16 protein-coding genes are annotated in these 20,520 nt (G+C 70.1%); 9 read left to right on the top strand and 7 right to left on the bottom strand.

Translation table 11 applies throughout. The features are described from left to right. Window positions 1-309 precede the first annotated feature (309 nt). From ACH4TL_RS23980 to ACH4TL_RS23940, 9 genes are all read left to right on the top strand, one after another. On the top strand, window positions 310-681 hold the full coding sequence (locus tag ACH4TL_RS23980) for a pilin (protein WP_398317595.1): 372 nt from the start codon (window positions 310-312) through the stop codon (window positions 679-681). Window positions 682-953: 272 nt separating this feature from the next. After that, on the top strand, window positions 954-2,615 hold the full coding sequence (locus ACH4TL_RS23975) for a hypothetical protein (RefSeq protein WP_398317592.1): 1,662 nt from the start codon (window positions 954-956) through the stop codon (window positions 2,613-2,615). Between the two features lie 6 nt (window positions 2,616-2,621). Continuing rightward, complete coding sequence (locus ACH4TL_RS23970) at window positions 2,622-3,569, top strand: PrgI family mobile element protein (protein WP_398317589.1); 948 nt, start codon at window positions 2,622-2,624, stop codon at window positions 3,567-3,569. Beyond that, window positions 3,566-5,416 (top strand): VirB4 family type IV secretion system protein, encoded by a 1,851-nt coding sequence (locus ACH4TL_RS23965; RefSeq protein WP_398317586.1) that lies wholly within the window; start codon window positions 3,566-3,568, stop codon window positions 5,414-5,416. Before ACH4TL_RS23970 ends, ACH4TL_RS23965 begins: the two co-directional genes overlap by 4 nt. Next, window positions 5,404-7,812 carry a type IV secretory system conjugative DNA transfer family protein gene (locus ACH4TL_RS23960; RefSeq protein ID WP_398317583.1) on the top strand — a complete coding sequence of 803 codons (2,409 nt, stop codon included), beginning with the start codon at window positions 5,404-5,406 and terminating at the stop codon, window positions 7,810-7,812. The genes ACH4TL_RS23965 and ACH4TL_RS23960 overlap by 13 nt, the downstream gene beginning before the upstream one ends. Before the next feature lie 70 nt (window positions 7,813-7,882). Beyond that, the gene (locus ACH4TL_RS23955; protein ID WP_398317580.1) at window positions 7,883-8,911 is read left to right on the top strand and encodes a replication-relaxation family protein; all 1,029 of its coding nucleotides are present in this window, start codon (window positions 7,883-7,885) and stop codon (window positions 8,909-8,911) included. Further along, window positions 8,911-9,852 carry an NlpC/P60 family protein gene (locus tag ACH4TL_RS23950; RefSeq protein ID WP_398317577.1) on the top strand — a complete coding sequence of 314 codons (942 nt, stop codon included), beginning with the start codon at window positions 8,911-8,913 and terminating at the stop codon, window positions 9,850-9,852. Before ACH4TL_RS23955 ends, ACH4TL_RS23950 begins: the two co-directional genes overlap by 1 nt. Next, window positions 9,849-10,736, top strand: coding sequence for a hypothetical protein (locus ACH4TL_RS23945; protein WP_398317574.1), 888 nt, complete (start codon window positions 9,849-9,851; stop codon window positions 10,734-10,736). Before ACH4TL_RS23950 ends, ACH4TL_RS23945 begins: the two co-directional genes overlap by 4 nt. Window positions 10,737-10,859: 123 nt before the next feature. After that, window positions 10,860-11,654 carry a hypothetical protein gene (locus ACH4TL_RS23940; protein WP_398317571.1) on the top strand — a complete coding sequence of 265 codons (795 nt, stop codon included), beginning with the start codon at window positions 10,860-10,862 and terminating at the stop codon, window positions 11,652-11,654. Window positions 11,655-12,894: 1,240 nt separating this feature from the next. On the opposite strand, the gene ACH4TL_RS23935 is transcribed toward ACH4TL_RS23940, so the two are convergent. From ACH4TL_RS23935 to ACH4TL_RS23905, 7 genes are all read right to left on the bottom strand, one after another. Continuing rightward, on the bottom strand, window positions 12,895-13,428 hold the full coding sequence (locus ACH4TL_RS23935; RefSeq protein WP_398317568.1) for a GNAT family N-acetyltransferase: 534 nt from the start codon (window positions 13,426-13,428) through the stop codon (window positions 12,895-12,897). Window positions 13,429-14,034: 606 nt separating this feature from the next. Further along, window positions 14,035-14,532 (bottom strand): hypothetical protein, encoded by a 498-nt coding sequence (locus tag ACH4TL_RS23930; RefSeq protein WP_398317565.1) that lies wholly within the window; start codon window positions 14,530-14,532, stop codon window positions 14,035-14,037. Between the two features lie 211 nt (window positions 14,533-14,743). After that, on the bottom strand, window positions 14,744-15,148 hold the full coding sequence (locus ACH4TL_RS23925; RefSeq protein WP_398317562.1) for a hypothetical protein: 405 nt from the start codon (window positions 15,146-15,148) through the stop codon (window positions 14,744-14,746). A gap of 32 nt (window positions 15,149-15,180) precedes the next feature. After that, on the bottom strand, window positions 15,181-15,648 hold the full coding sequence (locus ACH4TL_RS23920) for a hypothetical protein (RefSeq protein ID WP_398317559.1): 468 nt from the start codon (window positions 15,646-15,648) through the stop codon (window positions 15,181-15,183). Between the two features lie 142 nt (window positions 15,649-15,790). Next, a complete protein-coding gene (locus ACH4TL_RS23915; protein ID WP_398317556.1) occupies window positions 15,791-16,507 on the bottom strand; it encodes a DUF317 domain-containing protein in 717 nt (238 codons plus the stop codon). Window positions 16,508-17,180: 673 nt separating this feature from the next. Beyond that, window positions 17,181-18,992, bottom strand: a complete 1,812-nt coding sequence (locus ACH4TL_RS23910) for a VWA domain-containing protein (protein WP_398317553.1) — start codon at window positions 18,990-18,992, stop codon at window positions 17,181-17,183. A 44-nt stretch (window positions 18,993-19,036) separates the two neighbouring features. After that, window positions 19,037-20,059 (bottom strand): AAA family ATPase, encoded by a 1,023-nt coding sequence (locus ACH4TL_RS23905; RefSeq protein WP_398317771.1) that lies wholly within the window; start codon window positions 20,057-20,059, stop codon window positions 19,037-19,039. Window positions 20,060-20,520: the final 461 nt, after the last annotated feature.

Below are 20,520 nucleotides of genomic sequence, written 5' to 3'. Positions count from 1 at the left end.
ATACGAGGGACGTCCGGCGCTGGGGCGTCAACGCTCCGGCGCCGGATTCTCTATCAGAAGGCAGACGGGGCCTCTTCCGATTTTCTGGATCGGAAGAGGCTCCGGGGCCTGGCAGGGGCCGTTGCCTCAACGCTCCTGTGCTGTCGGGCCGTGTGCTGGGTGGGGTGTGCGCTCCGTCTCGTGCTGACACCCCGAGAGCCATCCGGTAGCCGCCGAAGGAGGCCGGCCCCGGGCGAAGGATCCGGCTCACCCTCACCCAGCTTCCCGCTTGTCTTTCGTTGTTCTTGTGCCTGATGGAGGTGTCCTGCCATGTTCAGCCGCTTCCGTCGGCCGCCCGGCGTACGTCACGTCGTGCGCCGTGGGGTCCTGGTGGTGTTCACCGTGGCGGTGACGGCCGTGGTGCTGTTGGCGGACCCGCCAGTGGTGTGGGCCGTGGCCACTATCCCGCAGGTGATCTCGAATTTGCGGGACTGGATCGTGGGACTGCTGACCGGGCTGGCCACGCTCTTCCTCACCTTCGGCGGCCTGCGCTATCTCATGGCCGGTGGTGACCCGGGGGAGGTCGAAGCCTCCAAACGGGCTCTGAGGGCCGCAGCGGTCGGGTACGGGCTGGCGATGCTCGCCCCCGTCGTGGTGGGAGTCTTGCAGCAGATTGTGGGCGTGGATGGCGGCGGGCAATGACCCGCACCCGCCTCCTCCTCATCCTGTTGCTGACGTCCATCGGGCTCGTCATCGGTGCCGGGCCGCCTACCGTGCCGGTTGCCCATGCGGTATCCCTGCCGGAAGCGACTGCTCGAGTGCCTGGTGTGCCGGCCGATCCAGAGCCGCGGCCCGAGCCGGGGCCCGCTGCTGGTGCCTCCGCATCTGGGGCGGCTCCTGCTCGGCCTCGGGCCACGCCGGGGCCGAGTCCCGTGCCCGGCCGCCCGTCGCACAAGCCTTCGCGGCATCCGAAGTTGGAGCCCGCTCCTGGGCTGACGCCGCCTGCCTGCAAGGTCACCGGCGGTGATTGTTCTCCCGTCGGCTGGGGTCTGGACGGGCTCTTCGACATCCCCGGCATGATCGTGAACGCGGTCACTTCTTTTCTGGGGACGATCGTCGAGCAGATCATGAAGCCGGTGCGGGAACTGCTCGCTGACACTCTGCTTGCCACACCCGATGTCACCCGGCACGCGGACTTGAAGCGGTTGTGGGCCGGGGCGCTGGAGATCACGGCTGGGATCTACGTGCTGTTCGTGGTCGCGGGCGGGATCACGGTGATGGGCTACGAGACTGTCCAGACCCGGTACGCGCTCAAGCAGATCGCTCCGCGCCTGCTGACCGGGGTGATCGCCTCGGCGATGTCTCTGACCGTGATGGGCAAGGCCATCACGCTGGGCAACGCCCTCTCCCACGCGATCATGGGCCTGGGTATGGCGGATGCCGGGCAGGGGCTGGTCGAACGCGTCCTTCCTTTCGCTCTGTTCGGCACCACCGGGCTGAAGATCTATCTGCTGATCCTTGCGATCGTGCTGCTCGTGCTGGTCCTGGCTGTGCTGATCGGCTTCGTGGTGCGGGTCACGGTCATGGCCCTGCTCGCCATCTCCGGCCCCCTGGCGCTGGCCTGCCACGCCCACCCGCTCACCGACCCGGTGGCCCGGCTGTGGTGGCGTGGCCTGGCCGGATGCCTGGTCATCCAGGTCGCGCAATCTATGACCTTCATCGTCGCCCTCAAACTGTTCTTCGCCCCCGGCGCCACCGCGCTGGGGATTCCGTACTCCGACCAGCTGGGCACGATGCTGGCCGGGCTCGCCCTGTTCTGGGTGCTGTTCAAAATCCCCGGCTGGACGATGCAGGTCGTCTTCCGGGCCACCCCGATCCACAACCCCCACGCGCCCACTGCGGTGCGCCTCCTGCGGACCCTGGCCCTGTACCGGCTCATGGACCGCTATCTCCCCGGCACATCCCTACTGCGTCGCGGCCCCGGTAGAGGCGGCGGACCAACTGGCGGCGGGCCCACTGGTCGCGGCGGTGGCCCCGCGCCACGGCCAGGGCCAGGGCTCACCCCTGGTTCGCGACCGGGTCGCGTCCGGCTCGGTCGTGGCTCGGCCGGTCCGAGGAGCGGGACATCAGGTACGGGACCTGGAGCGGGCACTGGCTCTCCTGGACAGGGTGGTTCTTCGGGCCCCGCAGGTTCATGGGCGGCCCGGGCCGGAGGCCCGGTGACCGGCTCGGCAGCAGCGCTCACGCTCCCAAGGGGACCGGCGGGCCGCCTGAGTGCCGGCTCGCGGCTGGCCTCATCTGATACGTCTCGGCAGAAGGGTCCGCTCACCGTGGTCCATCCCGCACAGGCGCGCCGCCGGTGGCAGCTGACGCTGCCCGTGGCCGCGCAGCGCGTCCCCATCCGTACGCCGCGGCCGGTCCAGACCTGGCTGCCGATCCGGGCCGAGCGCATTCCGCGACCGCACACCGCGGACAGCGGCTCGGCCTCCCGGCCTTCCACGCGACCGCCCGTCGGCCCGGCCGTTCCGCGGATGGCCTCGCGGCAGATGGTGCTGCGGATTCCGGCGGAGCGGGTGCGTTCCCGGCCGGTGCGTCCCGTGCAGTTGCGGCTGCCTCTCGAACCGCCCCGGAGGTGAGTGTTCATGACAGATGTGAACGACGACGGCGTTGCCGTGACCCGGATTCCCGCGGATATCGCGCGCCCTGACCGCGTCCTGGGTCCGCTCACCGCGCGGCAGACCGCGATCCTGGCCGGGTGCGTGCTGGTGCTGTACGGCGGGTACTGGCTCGCGCGGCCGTTCATGCCGCCGCTGGCGTATCTGGTCATGGTGCTGCCCGTGGCCGGAGCCGTCACCGCGATCGCGGTGGGCGCCCGGGAGGGCATCGGCCTGGACCGTTTCCTCCTCGCCGCCCTCGCCCACGCCCGTGCCCCCAAACGGCAAGTGCACGCTCCGGAAGGCGTGCCCGCGCTGCCCGAGATCGTGAACAAGACGTTGGGCACGGCATCCGGACCGATGCCGGTGCCGGTGCGGATGCCGTGTCGTGGTGTCGGCCCGGCGGGGACGGTGGATCTGGCCGGGCAGGGGCAGGCGGCGCTGGGGGTCTGCTCGCCGGTCAACTTCGACCTGCACAGCGGTGCTGAGCAGCAGGGCCTGGTCGCGGCGTACGGGCGCTGGCTCAACTCGCTGACCGGCCCGACCCAACTCCTGCTCCGCTGCCACCGCACCGACCTCACGCCTCTGGTCGACCAGCTCCACCACTGTGCCCCGGCCCTGCCGCACCCGGCGCTCGAGCAGGCGGCCCGCGCGCACGCCGACTACCTTGCCCACCTCGCCGGGACAGGAGACCTGCTGACCCGCCAGATCGTCCTTGTCGCACGGGAAGCAACATCGCCGCGGTGGGCCCGGCCTTCGGCCTGTAGCGGGCGGGCCGTCCAGCGCCTCCAGGAAGCGGCTCGCGGGCTCGCTCCCGCCGGCATCAGCGTCACCCCACTCGACCATGGGCAGACCACGGCACTGATTGCCGCCGCCTGCAATCCCGATCCACCCATCCCGCCGCTCGCTACGGAAGTGCAAGGAGACGAGGCATGATCCTTCGTTCCCGAAACTGGCGCCGGGCGGACCACGAGGTCGTCCGGGCCGGGGAACTGCTGCACCTTGCGGGCCCGGAGGCTCTTGAGGTGCATGCCCGCACCCTCGCGATCGGGGGCCATGTGGCCTGCTCGCTGGTCGTGACCGGCTACCCGGCCGAGGTCAGCCCCGGCTGGCTGGCACCCCTGCTCGCCTTCCCTGGGCACCTGGACATCGCACTCCACATCGAACCGGTCCCGAACCCGGTCGCGGCGGCCGGGCTGAAGAAGCAGCGTGCCCGGCTGGAATCCGGCCGCCGGGGCGCATTCGACAAAGGGCACCTGGACAACCCGGAGGTCGAAGCCGCCGCCGCGGACGCGGCCGACCTCGCCTACCGGATCGCCCGTGGTGAGGGAAAACTCTTCCACGTCGGCCTGTACATGACCATCCACGCCGCGGACGAGGAGACCCTGCTCGAGCAGGTCGCCGCCGTCAGGGCGGTCGCGGAGTCACTGCTGATGACGGTCGCACCAACGACGTACCGGGCACTGCCCGGCTGGCTGGCCACGCTCCCACTGGGCATCGACACGCTGAAGATCCGGCGCACCTTTGACACCGCGGCGCTCGCCGCCTGTTTCCCTTTCGCCAGCCCCGAGCTGCCCGCCCCTGCGGGCGCGGCCGGAGTGGGGTCGCAGGTGCTGTACGGGCTGAACGCCGTCTCCGGCGCGCCGGTGTTGTGGGACCGCTTCGGGTGCGACAACTACAACTCGGTCACCCTCGCCCGCTCCGGGGCGGGAAAGTCCTACCTGGCCAAGCTGGAGCTGTTGCGGCTGCTGTTCACCGGGGTCACCGCCTCGGTCATCGACCCGGAAAACGAATACGTACGCCTGGCAGAGACCGTCGGCGGCAGCGTCGTCGCGCTCGGCGCCGACGGCGTACACCTGAACCCCTTCGACCTCCCCCGCCACGACAAGGCCGACGACGGAGACGACGTACTGACGCGACGCGTGCTGTTCCTGCACCGTTTCCTGGCAGTGCTCTTCGGCACCGAGGTGAAGGGCGCGGAGGAAGCCGCGCTCGACCGGGCGCTCCTACGCACCTACGCCCGGGCGGGGATCACGGCGGATGCGCGGACCTGGAGCCGGACCCCGCCGGTACTTGCCGACCTCGCGGAGGTTCTTGACGAAGACGGGAGCGAGGCGGCCGCCGGGCTGGTGGAGCGGCTCGCCCCGTATGTCACCGGTTCACATTCCTGTGTCTTCAACGGCCACAGCACAGCGAGCACCTCCGGGCATCTGGTGGTCTTCGCGCTCCGGCAGCTGCCGGAGGAGATCAAGACTCCGGCGATGCTGCTCGCCCTGGATGCCATCTGGCGCCAGGTCACCGACCAGGGCAGGAGCGGTAAACATCTGGTGATCGTGGACGAGGCATGGCGGCTGATGGGCGACGAGACCGGGGCACGCTTCCTGTTCCGGATGTCCAAGGCCGCTCGCAAGAACTGGACGGGGCTGGCCGTCATCACTCAGGACGCAGATGACGTCCTCGCCTCGCCACTGGGAAGGGCGGTGGTGGCGAACGCGGCGACCCAGATTCTGCTCCGGCAGGCCCCACAGGCGATCGACCGCATCAGCGAGTCATTCCGGCTCTCTCATGGCGAGCGGGAGTTCCTGCTATCCGCCGGGAGGGGCGAGGCGTTGCTGCTGGCCGGGGAACGCCGCAAGGTCGCTGTGATTTCCGTGGCCGCGCCGGGTGAGCACGAGATCATCACCACCGACCCCGGAGAACTCGCCGCCCAGCAGTGGACCGAGGACACCGATCCCGACGCCACCGCCACCCACGATCTCGGCGACGAGACGTGGAACCAGTGACCGTCACCACACTCGTCGCCGGGGCAGTACCCCATGGCCCGGTGGTGGACTTCCTCACCGACCCCGCTGCCTTCTGGGCTACTGCCGCCCGAACGGTTCTCGGCTGGGCCGTCCCGTACACGCCCGTGCTCGTGCCGGTCGCGACAGCAGTCGCCGTGTGCGTCACCACCGCCTGCGGCCGGATGCGACGAAGACGCCAGCAGCGCTTCGCCGACGACGCACGCTGCGTCGAAATCCTTGCCCCGCCCCAGGTACCCGCCAAGGGAGGCGACGTGCTGTGGGCGCAGCTCGCCGGTCTGCTCCGGCCGTGGTGGCGACGCCTCACCGATGGCCAACCACATCTGGGGTTCGAGTACGCCTGGTCGCCGGCGGGACTGGCGATCCGCTTGTGGGTGCCGGGGACAGTGCCACTGGGATTGGTACGCCGGGCGGTGGAAGCGGCCTGGCCCGGGGCCCACACCCGCGTCCAGGAACCACCTGTACTCATTCCGCCTGGCCACGTGGTGACCGCAGGGCGGCTGCGCCCGGCCCGGCCGGAGGTGCTGCCGCTGCGCACCGAGCACGCGGCCGACCCGCTCCGGGCCCTGCTGCAGGCAGCCACCGCCATGAGCGAGGGCGAGACCGCGCTCGTGCAGATCCTCGTCCGCCCGGCAACCGGCGCCGCTGTGCGGCGGGCCCGACGGGCCGCGCGACGGTTGAAGGCCGGAAGCTCGGCCCCTCGGCTGCCCGCTCTCGGCGCGCTCCTGCAGCACCGGCCACAACCGGTACTGGCCCAGCGGCAGGACGTCGAGCACGGTGCCGCGGTCCGCCAGTCCGCCGCCAAACTCACCGGCCCCCAATGGCACACGGCCATCACCTACGCCGCCACCTGCACGCCTGAGGAAAAGCGCGCCCGGGATGTGGTGCGGGGACGTGCGCACGCACTCGCCTCCGCGTTCGGCCTGTACGCGGAGCACAACTGGCTCGCCCGCACCCGGCTCGCCCGCCCCGAGCGATGGCTGGCGGGCCGGGTCTTCCCCCAGCGCGCGGCGCTGCTGTCAGTCTCGGAACTGGCGGCCCTGGCCCATCTGCCCGTCGATGCGGACGCCCCCGGAGTACGGCGTGCGGGAGCCCGCTCGGTCCTCCCACCACCCACGGTCCCCGAGCCGGCCCCCGGCGCCGGGGTCAAGCCCCTCGGCCACTCCGACACCGGCGCCCGCCGCCCGATCGGTCTCGCAGTCCCGGACGCCCGCCACCACGTCCATCTCATGGGCGCCACCGGTTCCGGTAAATCCACCCTCGTCGCCCACCTTGTCCTCGACGACGTCCGCCACCACCGGGGCGCGATCGTCATCGATCCCAAGGGCGATCTCGTCACCGACCTCCTGCACCGCCTGCCCGACACCTGCGCTGACCGCCTCGTCCTCATCGACCCCGACGACTCCCATGCCCCGCCCTGCCTGAACGTCCTCGACGGGGCGGACATCGACGTGGTCGTCGACAACATCACCGGCATCTTCCGCCGCATCTTCACCGCCTTCTGGGGACCGAGAACCGACGACGTCATGCGCGCCGCCTGCCTCACCCTCCTCAAACACCGCACCCACAGCGGCCAGCTGGTCACCCTCGCCGACGTGCCCCGCCTCCTGGGCGAGCCCGCCTACCGTCTCCGTCTGATCCCCACCATCAAAGACCCCGTCCTCCGCGGCTTCTGGGCCTGGTACGAATCAATGTCCGAACCCTCCCGCGCGGCCGTGGTCGGCCCGGTGATGAACAAGCTGCGCGCCTTCCTGCTGCGCGACTTCGCCCGCCGCACCATCTCCGCCGGCCCCTCCACCTTCGACCTCGCCCAGGTCCTCGACGGCGGAATCCTCCTGGCCCGCCTGCCCAAGGGAGCCCTCGGCGAAGAGACCGCCCGGCTGCTCGGCTCGTTCATCGTCGCCGGCACCTGGCAGGCCGCCTCAGCCCGCGCCCGCACCCCCGAACACCAGCGCATCGACGCCGGCCTCTACATCGACGAGGCCCACAACTTCCTCACCCTGCCCTACCCGCTGGAGGACATGCTCGCCGAAGCCCGCGGCTACCGCCTGTCCATGACACTCGCCCACCAGCACCTCGCCCAGCTCCCACGCGACCTGCGCGAAGGCATCTCCGCCAACGCCCGCAACAAGATCTTCTTCAACACCTCCCCCGAAGACGCCACCGCCCTGGAACGCCACACCCTCCCCACCCTCACCGCCCACGACCTCGCCCACCTCGGCCCCTACCAAGCCGCCGCCCACCTGCTGACAGGCGGTGCCGAATCAGCCGCCTTCACCCTTACCACCCGCCCCCTGCCACCATGCGTCCCCGGTCGCGCAGCCGACCTCCGTACGGCCGCAGCGGCCCGCGCATACACCCGGGCCACCCGCCCCTGACCGCCCGATCGCCGCACGCCATTTGTCGCTTATCCGACCTTTCCGATCGATGCCCTGGTGGTGAACCGCCATGCCCGCTCTGCCCCGCCCCGCCTCCGGGCCCGGCTCGCGTTACACCGCGCGCGCCGCACTCACCCGGCTCCGGCCAACACCAGCACGGCACCGTACGGACGCCGCCGCCCTCACCCGCGCTCTCACCGCCCGCGACCTGTGGATCACCGCCATGGTCCACGAACACCGCGTCCTGACCACCCCACAGATCGCCCGCATCGCCTTCAACAGCCAACGCTCCGCCCAGCGCCGCCTGCGCGTCCTCCACCAGCACGCCGTCCTGGACTCCTTCCGTCCCCTGACCCAGAACGGCTCCGCACCCGAGCACTACACCCTCGGTCCCACCGGCGTCAGCGTGATCGCCGCTCACGCCGGATGCGAACCCGCGGCCCTCGGCTGGCGCCCCACCACCACCGGCCGCATCGCCTACTCCCCGTCCCTGGGCCACGACATTGGCGTCAACGAACTCCTCACCCACCTCGCCGCCCCCACCTCATCCGCCACCCACGGCCGCCTGACCGTGTGGCTGTCGGAACGGTCCTGCGCAAGACGCTGGGACGACATGATCCGCCCCGACGCCTACGCCCACTGGCACAACCCCACCGGCACCGGCACCGGCACCGGCACCGGCACCGAGAGCCCAGGTCTGCTGCCGTTCTTCCTCGAATACGACACCGGCTCCCAGCCCCTGCCCCGCGTCGAAGCCAAACTCGTCGGCTACGCCGCCTTCACCACCTCCACCAACACCCGCCCCGCCCTCCTCATCCACACCCGCACCGCCTCCCGCGACCGAGCCCTCCGCCACCGCCTCGCCCAACCCGCCCGCGACCTGGGACTGTACGTCGCGACCTCCTCCGCGGACTTCACCACCCACACCCCCTGGGGCCCCTGGTGGGCACCCCTCGAACCACCAGCGCGACGCACCACCCTCACCGGCCTCACCATCCACTGGCCCGACCTCGTCCCGGCCAACATCGACCCCACCGACGCCGACACCGCCCTCACTCTCCCCATCCCGCCCCGCCCGCCCACGGCGCCGGGCCTCTGATGAGTCTGCTCGCCAAGACCGCCACCGGAATCGGCTGCGTCACCATCGCCCTTCCCCTGCTCGGAGCCATCGTGGTCGCCGCACTCCTCAACTCCCTCATCCCCGGCTCCAACGGCACCACGACCGCCCCCGGCAGGAACGCGCTGCAGGACATCCCCGCGAGCATGCTGGCGCTCTACCAACGGGCCGCCCCCGAGTGCCCAGGCCTGTCCTGGACGATCCTCGCCGCGATCGGTAAAGCTGAGACCGACCATGGACGCCACCCCACCATGCGATCCTCCGCAGGAGCCGTGGGGCCCATGCAATTCCTGCCGTCCACCTTCACGTCGTACGCGGAACCAGTACCGGCTGGTGGACGCACCCCTCCGACACCGTGGGATCCGGTCGACGCGGTGTTCGCCGCGGCCCGCATGCTGTGCGCACACGGTGCCCGACACAACAAGAACATCCGTAAGGCGATCTACGCCTACAACCACTCCCCCGCCTACGTCGCAGATGTGCTGCGGATCGCACGACGCTACGCCGCAGCCGACCCCGCCACCTCCACAAAGTCCGCAACCGCCCTGAAGGTGGTGGCCTTTGCCCGCCGCCAGCTCGGCACTCCCTACGTCTGGGGCGGCGACGGCCCCGCCGACGGCGGCTTCGACTGCTCCGGCCTCACCAAAGCCGCCTACGCCACCATCCAGGTAACCCTCCCGCGCGTGGCACAGGCCCAGTACGATGCCGGCCCCCGCCTCCCCGCCAGAACACCTCTCCTGCCAGGCGACCTGCTGTACTTCGGCACCAGCACCCGCGACATCACCCACGTCGGCATCTACAGCGGCCACCACCGCATGATCGACGCACCCCGCCCCGGCGCCGTGGTCAGAGAAACCCGCGTCCACCTGGCCGGCCCCAGGTACCAGGGAGCAACCCGCCCGAGCCCGCGCGGTACGCAGTGAGCACACAGCCCACCCCCGACGACATCGACACCTTGCTGCGCACGCTCGTCCGCATCCTGGCCGGCGTCGCCGCCCTCGCCCTCATCTTCACCGCCGTCAACGTCACCCTCTTCGCCGTCGACCACCACATCCCCTGGCCGATCGCCGTCCTCCTCGACCCGATGGTCGCCCTCACCCTCACCAGCGTCCTCTACGCCGACGCACGCCTCGCCGCCTGGGGCATCCCCCCACCACACTGGTCCACCGCCCTGCGCTGGTCCGCAGGACTTGCCGCCACCGTGATGAACACCTGGACCTCCCTCTGGCCCGACGACCACATCGGCTGGCCCCGCCACGCGGACCCCGCCGGGGTGCTCCTCCACGCGGTACCGCCCCTGCTCCTCATCGGCCTGACCGAAACCGTCGCCGCCTACCGCCGCTGCACCTCCCAGGCTCATCCGCACCCCATCACCGCACCCCACGACGACCCTTGCGAGGAGCAGCCCGGGAATACCCCGGGAGCACCCCCACCCCCCACTCCACCACCATCCGAGCGCAGCGACAGGGAGGGCGATGGCCCGACAACGGCCGTTATGGGCACCGACGGCCCCGATCCGACGCCCGGTGGGCCCGTGGACCAGCCCGATACGCCAAGCCGCGCAGACGCCGATCTGTACGTCCGGGCTCTCGCACTGGATCTCGCCACCCGCGAACACACCGGTCAGCCGATGAGCATCCGCCAGCTCCGCCGCCACCTGCACCTGGGCCAACACCGCGCCCGAGAACTCCGCACCCGACTCGACACCGAGCGCACCCCGGGAGCACCCGCACCTCACCCCGCACCCCAAACCGCACCCGGCGAGCCGCTCCAAGAAGCACCCGCGAGGGTGACGGGAGCGGCTTGACTAGTCGGCCACCGCAGAGCGTTCATTGTCGTCGCCGCGGACCACCGCGTAGGCCACGCGCCGCGAGCACCCCGGCCGGGGCTCTCTCCACAACCACCCACCACGCACACGGGAGACCCCACCATGCCCACCACCAACACCGACAACACCACACTCGACCCCAGCGAACCCGTCCAGCCTCAGCTGTCCGGCGCCCACGCCGCCGTATGGGCCGCGCTGAACAACCGGCCTGGCGTCACCAGCACCGCTCTCGCCCAAGCCGCCGATGTCGGCCGATCCACCACGGCCAAGGCCCTCCGCCACTTCGAACAGACCGGCCTCGCCCGCCGCGAAAGCGCCGCCCCCGTGGGCACCGGCCGCCCCACCAGCCACTGGTACCCGACCCTCGCGCCCGACCACGAGGCCAACGCCCCAGCGAAAACTCCTGACGAACCGCCGACCGATCACCCCACCCACACCACCGAGCCACTCTCATCCAGCGACGACCCGTCGGAGGACGCCGCCGCTGACGATAGTGGAAACGAGCAGCAAGCCCACGAAGGCCAGACCGAGTCCCCGGACGAACCGGCACCAGAGACAGAAGACAACGACACACCGCCCCCGGCACCCGCACCCGAGCCCCCGGCGGAGGAGGCCGCACCGCCCGCGGCCCCCGACGTCATCCAGCCGACCAACCTCCCCACCAGCCATAAGACCCGCCTCGCCCCCGGTGCCCTGCGGAACATGGTGATCGAGCACCTGACCGCCCACCCCAACGAGGCATTCACAGCCACCCGCATCAGCCGGGCCATCGAAAAGAGCTCCGGCGCCATCGCCAACGCCCTGGTCACCCTGACCAAGCAGGGCACCACCGAGCAGATCACCGAACGCCCACGCACTTACCGACTCACCACCACACCCAGCAGCGGCCACAAGTAGGCCGGTACGGAGCAGACCACGGCCGGGTGCCACCCAGCGAGCTGGGTGGCACCCGGCCGAGCGTCTGAAAGATCGCGTAAGTCCGTGGTGTGTAAGGCTGGCCGGGGCCCGGTTCTGGGTCTTGACCAGCCGGGACGGACGGACATGAACGACAACAGGACCCCGGCTGTCAAACCAGTCGAGGATGAGCTGGTGGACGGGGTCGTCGAGCGGCGAACGGACCGCGCCGCGTTTCGGGTACGGCCCTGCTGGGTGAAGGCGGGCTGCTGACGGAGATCACCCGGAGCTGTGCTGGAGCAGGCCCTGGACGCGGAGCTGACCGAACCCCTCGGCGACGAGAAGAACGACCCGGTGGGCTTCAGCTGCTCGATCCGTGCCAGGCCCAGGGTGCTGATCCACAGATCGCCGCCCCAGTGCGCGCCGCCGGGGACCACCGGGATGCGCCGGCTGCCGAGCTCGATGCGGCGTGGGCATAGCCCTGCCAGGACCAGCCCGGGGAGGCGCCAAAAGGGTCCATGATCCGGTCGCGCAGTACCTCGGGCAGAGGCCGGCGCAGCATCATGGTGAGCGCGAGGGCAGTCAGGTTCACCCAGACGTCGTTGTAGGCCCAGCCGGCTCCGGGCGGACCGCCTGCCGACTCCCGCGCTGCCACTGGCTGGTCGGGTCCAGCCGGTGCCGCCAGGTGATCTCTGAGCCGTACGCGTCACCCAACCGCCGCAGGGCCAGCGACCAGCACACGGGCTCGTCCAGTCGGAGGAGTTCATCGTCGAAGGCCAGCCCGGCGAGCAGGGACAGGACGCTCTTGGGGCGCTGAAGGCCATCCCGCCCGTCTCGGGACTCCCCAGGAGGCCAGGACCACGCCCCGCGGCACGACGACCTCGCTCGCTCCCTGCCCGTCGAGGAACGGGCCCGCCATCTCCCAATGGGAGGCGTCAGCGGCCTGGAAAGCCAGGTAGGACCTCATGTCCCGGATACCCGGAACCGGGCGGTCGGCCTGCTCCTTCGCAGCATGTGAAAGCCGGGCAGCATCCAACCCCACCCACGGGTCGCCGGTCTACCCGCCCCCGTCAAGGAACTCCTGATGGCACTCTTTGAAAACGGCTCTAGCCGCAGTTCCGTGAAAGCGCAGGTCAGAGACGGAAATGTGACATCCTTCGCCTGGGTGTCCGCTCCGTGGCGATCACGCGGGGACACATGGACAGCGACCGGCTGTCTTGTGATGACCGATGGCGCGGCCGGTTCACGCCTGGAACTCGGTGAGATCGATGGTTCGAACGCGCAGCGGATAGGCATAAACCGGGTGCGCCGTCTCTCGCTCGGGCACCATGCCGAGCTTTCGGATGACGTTCTCGGAGGCGTCGTCACCCACCCGGTTGATGCTGATGATGCGGTCGAGGCCGCGGTCCTGGAGCGCGAACTCCAGCGTGGCGTGGGCGGCTTCGGACGCGTATCCCTGGCCCCAGAACTGTGATCCGAGCCGCCAGCTGATTGCCACGCCGGGCAGTACCTCCGGCAGGAACTCGGGCACGGACAGACCCGTGAAGCCTGCCAGTTCACCCGAGGCCAGCAGCTCGACGACGAAGAGTCCGAAGCCCTCCTCGTCCCACTCCTCCTCCCACCGCTCGATCGCCTCTGCCGTGTGGTCCAGATCGCGCACCGAGCCATCGTCAATCCAGCGCATGACCCGCGGGTCCGCGTTGATGTCCGCCATCGGCGCGAGGTCGTCCTCATACCAGCGACGGAGGAGGAGGCGGGGTGTACGGATCTCGGTCATGGCGCCCATCCTGCCGAAGGCAACGGTCGTATCGGTAATCCGGCGCTCGCCCGTGCCGCGGCTCCGGGACGCAAGGCATCAAACCGCCTGCGCCGCACACCGTGACGAGGGAAACATCGGGCCGACGGTCAGCCGGATGACGTGCCACTTCGGCAGCGCGGTCGTGAGGTGAAACCGATTCGGCGGCAGCCTGCTGCAGCACCAAGATCGTTCACGGAATCGCGGTCAGCGCCGTTTTCAGAGAGCCTCATCACTCCCCACCGCTGTCCATCAACCCGCCCCCTGCGTGTCCACGGACCCTGTCGGCACACTTACCCACCGAGCCACCCGCCCGACACCGGCACGCCCCACCGGCTGGCCGCGGAATCGTCCCATCACAGCACCGGAGCCAACCTGGATAGGCCGTTCACCGGGTTGAACCCATGGGCTCTCATCAGGCTGCTTGCCACACCGTGCCGGGAGGACGCCGGTCCGCCCCGGCCGGGCCAGCCGTCGTTGCGGCAGCTGAACGATCTCGACGTGGGAGGGTGCGGTTTCTTCGGATACGAGTGTCTGCGCAGTGTCCCGCCCGGGCGGGACACTGCGCAGACACTCGTATCTCTTGGCTTATCGGCGCTTGCCGCATCCTGCGTGTCCGCAGCCGCCGCAGGAACCGCCGCTGTTGCACGCGCACGGGCAGGGGCTTACCCCTCTGCGGTTTGCCGTGGAGGCGGCGGTGCGTTGGCGGGGCAGGGAGACAGTGGGCAGTGCGGTGGGGCGGTCGGGGTCGGCACGGTGGGCTGCGGTGTCCAGCAGACGTAGCCGAGCCTGGTAAGGGCGTTGGTCGAGGCGGGTCAGGTAGTGCGGGAGGGTGGGGTCGGTCAGGCCGACGAGCTGCCATCCGGCGGCGTTGATGAGGTGGGAGGCGGCTTCTGCTTCGAGCCATGCGGCGTGGTGGGGTGAGACGCGGGTGGCGTGCTTGTTGCAGACGTGTTCGGTCGCGGTGTTCAGCACGCTGGCGAGTGCGGATTGTGCGCTGACCGCGTCGCGCATGAGGAGGCGTTGGCTTTGAGTGAGGATTTTGTGGACCAGGACGCGGTGGTCGTGGAGGTCGGAGGTGGTCACGGGGCGGATTCCTTTCAATTGGTGTCCGGTGCTGTTCAGCGCGTGCGCGCATCAGCACATGGCGGTGGTGCGGGGGATGCGAGCTGCGGGTTGGCGCTGACCGTCCCAGCAGTCGCCAGGGCGCCGTGCGCTCGGCGGCGTTCGTACGCTGTGGCGGCTCGGGGTACGGCGGTGTCCCGCCTGAGACGGTGGGTTCGGGCAGATGCCCTGGTTACGCGGTGAGGAGGGCGAGTTTGTAGGCCTCGATGACCACGTTGAGCTGGTTCATCTGTTGCGCGTAGCGGGTGGAGTTCAAATCGATGGCGCGGCTGGTGTGTTGGAGGAATGCGAGCGGGGCGGCATCGGTGTGGTTCGTGTGAGCTGGAACGTGGCGAAGGTGGTCGCAGGTGTTCTGGGCGTAGAAGCGCAGTTCGGCGTGGAGGCGGTTGGCTTCTTGCGCGGTGGTCCAGAGCAGTTCGGCCAGAGGGCCGAGTGCGGTGTCGGTGAGGCGGCGGTGGCGGCGTAGCGTTGCGTAGCCGTCGTTGCCCAGGGCGGTGCGCAGGGTGGTTTCGCCGGGACCGGCGAAGGTGGGGGGTGGGCTGGTGTGGGTCCATGTGCTGTTGATGGGGTTGTTCATGGGGGCGTGCCCTTTCGAGCGGGGGTAGGGGCTTATACCGCGCCGTAGCGGCAGGTCGGGGTGTGTGCCTCGTCGGTGGCGAAGGTGTCGGGGTAGGTAGGCGGGACGGGGCCGTTGCCGAGTGGGGCTGGTCCGGTGACCAGGTGGGTGCCCAGGTCGGCGAGGTGGCGGACGGTGGCCACCGGTACGGGTGCGGCACATACGGGGCAGGGGCCGAGGAGTTCGAAGGCGTCGTCTTCGTAGAGGGGGTAGCGGGCGAGAAAGGTGTATCGGGTGCTGGTCGGGCAGGTGGCGGTGGCCAGGAGGGGCTCGCCGGGTGTGGTGCGGCGTGTGCTGTCCGGGGTGGTGGTGATGTGCTGGAAGCTGAGGCCGAGAGTGCTGGCGAGGCGTACGGCGGTGCGCGCGTGGAGAGCGCCGCGGTGCGGTCCGTAGGTGCTGGCGGCCGTGGACTGCTGAACGAAGGTGGCAGCTGCCTGAGCCTGTTCGGCGATGGAGGTCATGGGCGGTGTTCTCCTTGCGGCCCGGTACTGGTGGTGGCGGTTTAGTGCGCCGCCGGGAGGCAGGGGTGGTTGGCGGTCGGCGGTGGTGTCGGCACCGATGGCTCCGGTGAGTGTGGGGAACAGCTCTTGAGAAGGGCGGTGTTCAGGGGCATCGGGTGACGATCAGGGGGCCGATGCCGGGCCCGGGGAGGGTGTGGCGCGGAACGGGGGCCGGGTCGGCGACGGCGCGGCACAGGGCGGCGATCAGGTGGGTCGGGGTGGCCGGTGAGGCTACGGCGACCCATAGCACCGTGGCGTCGGTGGCGCGGCGGGCGGCGCACAGCCAGTTCGCTCCGCGTTGTCCGGTGTCCGGGGTGGTGGCGGTGACGACGACGGCCTGTTCGTTGGGGGCGTACCAGGAGTCGTCTTCGCGGCCGATGTCGCGGATCCATCCGGCTGTGGCCAGTGCCTCGGTGGCCTTGTGCGGGGATTGGGGTGGCAGGAGGTGGCGGGGGCCGTCTTCGGGGGTGAGGCCGGGGGTGTTGTCGGCCAGGGTGGCGGCGAATGCGGCGGTGATTTCGGGTGGGGTGTCGTGGGAGAACCACGCGGTCCAGGCCACACGTGCCCGGGGGCTGGGGCTGGCCGTGAATTCCCAGGCCATCAGAGGCTTGCAGGGGGGTTCGGCGCGGTCGTGGAGGTGGCGTGCGTGGCGCTGGCCGCTGGGGTCGCAGTAGTCGGTGTGGCCGTTGTCGTGGGTGGCGTTCCATCCGGCTGCTGCGAGCACGTCGTCGGGGGTGGTCACGGCGGCGGGGTCAGGGCCCGCGAGGTAACGGGGCGAGATCAGGTAGCGCGGTGCGTGGGGGCGGTTCTGGTTTTGCATGGCGAACTCCTGGCGGGATGTCGGAGAGAGGCTGGAGCTGTTGTTGTCGTTGCGGGTTGGGGTATTCGGCGCTCAGCCGTTCCGGTCGTCGAGGGGAAGGTGTTGTGCGTGGGGCACCGGTGGCGGGGGCGCGGGAATGCCTTGAAGGCTCTGACGTAATGGCGGGGTGACATGACGTGTCGCTCCTTGTGATCGGAATAGGGAAATCGGAGGTGGCGTGTTGCCATCCTTGCCGTCAGGCCAGAGCCGACGGCGATCACTCGGGGGCTCCCGTATGGGCTACTACACAGGTCAGGCGGCACTTGGTTCACCTCTCCTCTTCTGCATGGCACGTAAAACCGAATTCGGGTCCACCCTCCATCACTTCTCCTCGCGCACACACTTCTCCCGTAATGGATTATCGAGAAGGTTTGGCGCGAATTCCGTAACCCCGGTCGCCCGGGAATGCAACTAATGTAACTCGACACGGGCAATGAGCCAATATAAATCAGGGCTGTGAATTGCTGGAATTATCGCGAATTCGCGACGGTATCGGAGGGGTATCTCGGGGTGGGCGACGCATAGTGTCGTGGAGCGTGGTGCCCGGGTGTACGGGGCGGGTGAGCGGCGGGTTGGGGGTCCGGTGGGGCACGGTTCCCGGCCCGGTTGAGCCGGGGCTCCGTGTGTTGAGTGGTTAGCGGGTGGCGGTGAGGGCGGTGGTGGCGGCTTTGGCGATCGCGGTGATGGCGTCGGCGGGGTGGGTGAGTTCCAGGAGCGTGGTGCCGGGCAAGGGGCGGGGGTCAGGTGCGAAGGCGAGCCACAGGACCGCGCATCCGGCGTTCTTGACGGTGGCGATGCGTTGAGTGGCGCGGGTGGCTTCGTCGGGGTGGTAGTAGCCGTCGGAGGCGATGACCAGCAGACGGCCCGTTCCTGGTTGGGTGAGGGCGAGCCCGGCGGCGAGGGCGTCGATGGTCTCCGCGAGGCTGTGTCCCAGCCCATGGGCCTCGAACCGGGTAACTCTGGTAGGGGCACGGCCGGGTGCGGTGATGGCGGTCAGGGCCCGGTCGTAGGCCACGGTCGCGGTGCGTGAGTCGGGGTCGGTCAGCGCGGTGGCCTTGGCCAGGATCCAGGCAGCCGAGGAAATCGGGCTGGCTGCCGCGCTCATGGATCCGGAGACATCTACGGCGATCCCCACCCGCAGCGGGGGCGTGGGGTTGGGGCGGTGCAGGGTCTTGGTCCAGGGTGTGGCGGTGGGGGTGGCTCCGGCGGCCCTCTGCGCGTCGCGGGCGAGGGCTTGGCGCATGTTGAGGCGGCCGGGCGGGGCGGCCGAGGCGGCGATGGTGGTGGTGCGTTCGCGGTAGGCGGCGGCTCGCAGGGCCCGGGCGAGCTGCCCTGCGGCCGTCTTCTCCCCTGCGGTCGGCAGCCGGGTACCGATCACCGGGGACACGGCGCGGTGCCTGTTGGGTTTGCCCGCCGGTGTGAACGGGCGGGAGCCGGGTGAGAAGACTCGTTCGGCCGTCTTTGCCGCTTGCCGTTCGTGGGCGGCCTGGGTGGCTTTCGCCTCGGCTCGGGCGGCACGGGCAGCGGCGGCCCGCGCCTGCGCGGCGGCCTGTGCGGCCTCGTTCGCCCGCACACGCACCGTCACCTGACCAATGGCAGCGGCGAGTTCGCCTGCCCGTCCGCCGCCTGTGGGCTCGGGGCCGGTGGGTGGTGTGCTGAGGGCTTGGCACCATGCGTGCGCCTGATGCAGCATGCCGGGTGCGTCGTCGTCGGCGGTGGCGTGGGCGGCGGTCCAGATCCGTGTCAGGGTCTCCAGCAGGTCGGGGCCGAGGATGCTGGTGACAACCTGCTCGAGGGGTTCGGTTTCGTCCAGGTCGAGGATTCCGGCGTCCCTGCGGGCGAGGATCAGGCCTGCGGCTTGGGCGGCCTGCCAGCGGTTGCTGGGGGTCTGTGTGGTGATGTCGGCGAGGATGAGGGTGTGGGCGGCGGACCGCAGGAACGGGCGGTCGGCGGGGCGGCGGTTGAGGTGGGCGTGTTCGGCGCGGGACTCCTCCAGCAGTTGCGCCGCTGTGTCCAGGGCGGTTCCGCGTAGGCCGGGCGGGGTGGTCCAGACGCTGTGCGCGGCGTGTGCGGCCTCATGCACCAGGACTCCCCAGGCGGCCGGGTAGCGCTCCTCATCACCACGTTGCGCGGGGTTGATGGTGGCCGGTGGGATCGGGGCGAAGAGGCCGGTGTCGATCTCCAGCTCGGCTGTGGTGGGGTAGAAGGCGCCTGGGGCGCCGGAACGGGTGCCGTGCTGGCAGGTGACGATCACGTCTTTCCGGCCCGCGAGTTCGGGCAGCCGATCGGTCAGGGCTGCGGCGATCCGGATCCAGTGCCCGGCATGGGCGGCGGGACTGGGTTCGAACGGCGGGCCGCCGTCGTCCTCCCATCTGGCCTGGGCCCAGTCGGCCTCGGACAGTGCGGGCGGCTGGTGCTGTACGTGGGCTGTGGTCTGCGCGGGCATGACGGATCAGTCCCTCCTCGGGGAGTGCCGGGGGTTCGTGGGGGTCAGAGCTGGCGGCCGAGGGCCAGGGCCGTCACCGGCCTGCCGAGGGCCTTGGTGACGATTTCGGCGACCGTGTCGCGGTCTTCGAGCGGGGCGACGCCGACCAGGTTGGCGAAGGCCGCATCGGTGCCCAGGACATCGGCGATCTTCTGAAAGGCGATCAACTCGCGTAGCTGTGGCGCCCAGCCGACCTCTCCGGCCTGCTGGCAGGTGGCGAGGTTCCGGGCGATCCGCACCGCCGTCCTGTTGATCTGCAATGCGTTGGCCAGGTCGTAGTCGGATCCCACCTGGATCTGTACTGAGAACCGGCTGGCGAGGGCCTCGGTCAGGACCGCTCCGTGGACCCCGGGGTTGTGGCCCGCGATGACGTAGAAGCCCTCGGCGGCGGTGATCGTCTCACCTTTGTGTGCTTTGACCTGGATTTGGCGCCGCCCGTCCATTGCCGGATACAACGCTGCCAGCACCTTCGGGGAGATCAGGGTCGCGTCGTCCAGCAGCAGGGCCCGTCCCTCCTGCATGGCCGTCACCAGCGGGCCGTAGATGAACTCATAGCCCCCCTGCTGGTCCTGGGTGTACTCCCCGATGAGGTCACCGACTGTGGTGTCACCGTCCCCGGCAAGGGTGATCAGGTCCGGGAAGGCGGCCTCGATCAGCGAGGTCTTGCCCGTCCCCGGCGGCCCGTAGAGCAATACCGGCACACTCGCCTCGCGCAGCCGCCGCAACGCCTCGACATCGGGGAGGTTGGCCAGGGCCCGGGGGTGATAGCTCTGCCCGTTCGGGCGGGTCACCGGGCCAGGCCGCCCGCCGGGCGGACGCGCTGTGCTCGTTCGCCGAGGGGCGGGTGGCGAGGCCGGTGACGTATGGGCCAGGGCCGGTGGTCTGGGGGCCGTGGCCTGGGCGGCGGCTGCGGCGGTGGCCGATGTTGCCCGGTACGTGCGGGGGTTGGTGCCGACTCGTTCGGCTTCGCCTCGGCGTACGAGGGTTTCACAGGCGTTGCCGATCGCACCGCCGGAATGCCCCAGCATCTTGACCAGCTCCGTGACGCTGGATGCCGCGCCCGGCGGGCTTCCGGTCAGGGCCTTCGCGATCCGGGCCCGCAACTCGCCCGGGCGGGCCTTCCCGTTCGCGGTGGCTGTGGAGATCGAAGGGCCTGCCGGAGGGTTCGGAGTGGCCGAGTGGGGGGTCGGAGGCAACGGGGTGGCACTGGTCATCGCAGTCATTCCTTGTCGCGGCCCTGAGCCTTTTGGGCATACTCCACCTGTAATCCGTATTCAGGCGGACCCTGCTGGCTTGGATTTCTTTCCCGCAATTCCCGGGAACACGACTAATATAGCTCGACTCGCGGCCCATTTCGATATCGATCCCGGCTGGGAATTGCCGGAATTCTCGTGAATTCGCGACGGGAATTCATGGAAATTCGCGGGTGCACGACGCTTTGCGTCGTGCAGGGCGGGGTGGACGACGCTTCCCCAGGCCCCCGGCGCGG

Source organism: Streptomyces sp. NPDC021115 (assembly GCF_044333065.1).
GTDB lineage: Bacteria > Actinomycetota > Actinomycetes > Streptomycetales > Streptomycetaceae > Streptomyces.
The sequence above is the reverse complement of the archived record's forward strand: the minus strand, read 5'-3'. Positions and strand labels throughout refer to the sequence as shown.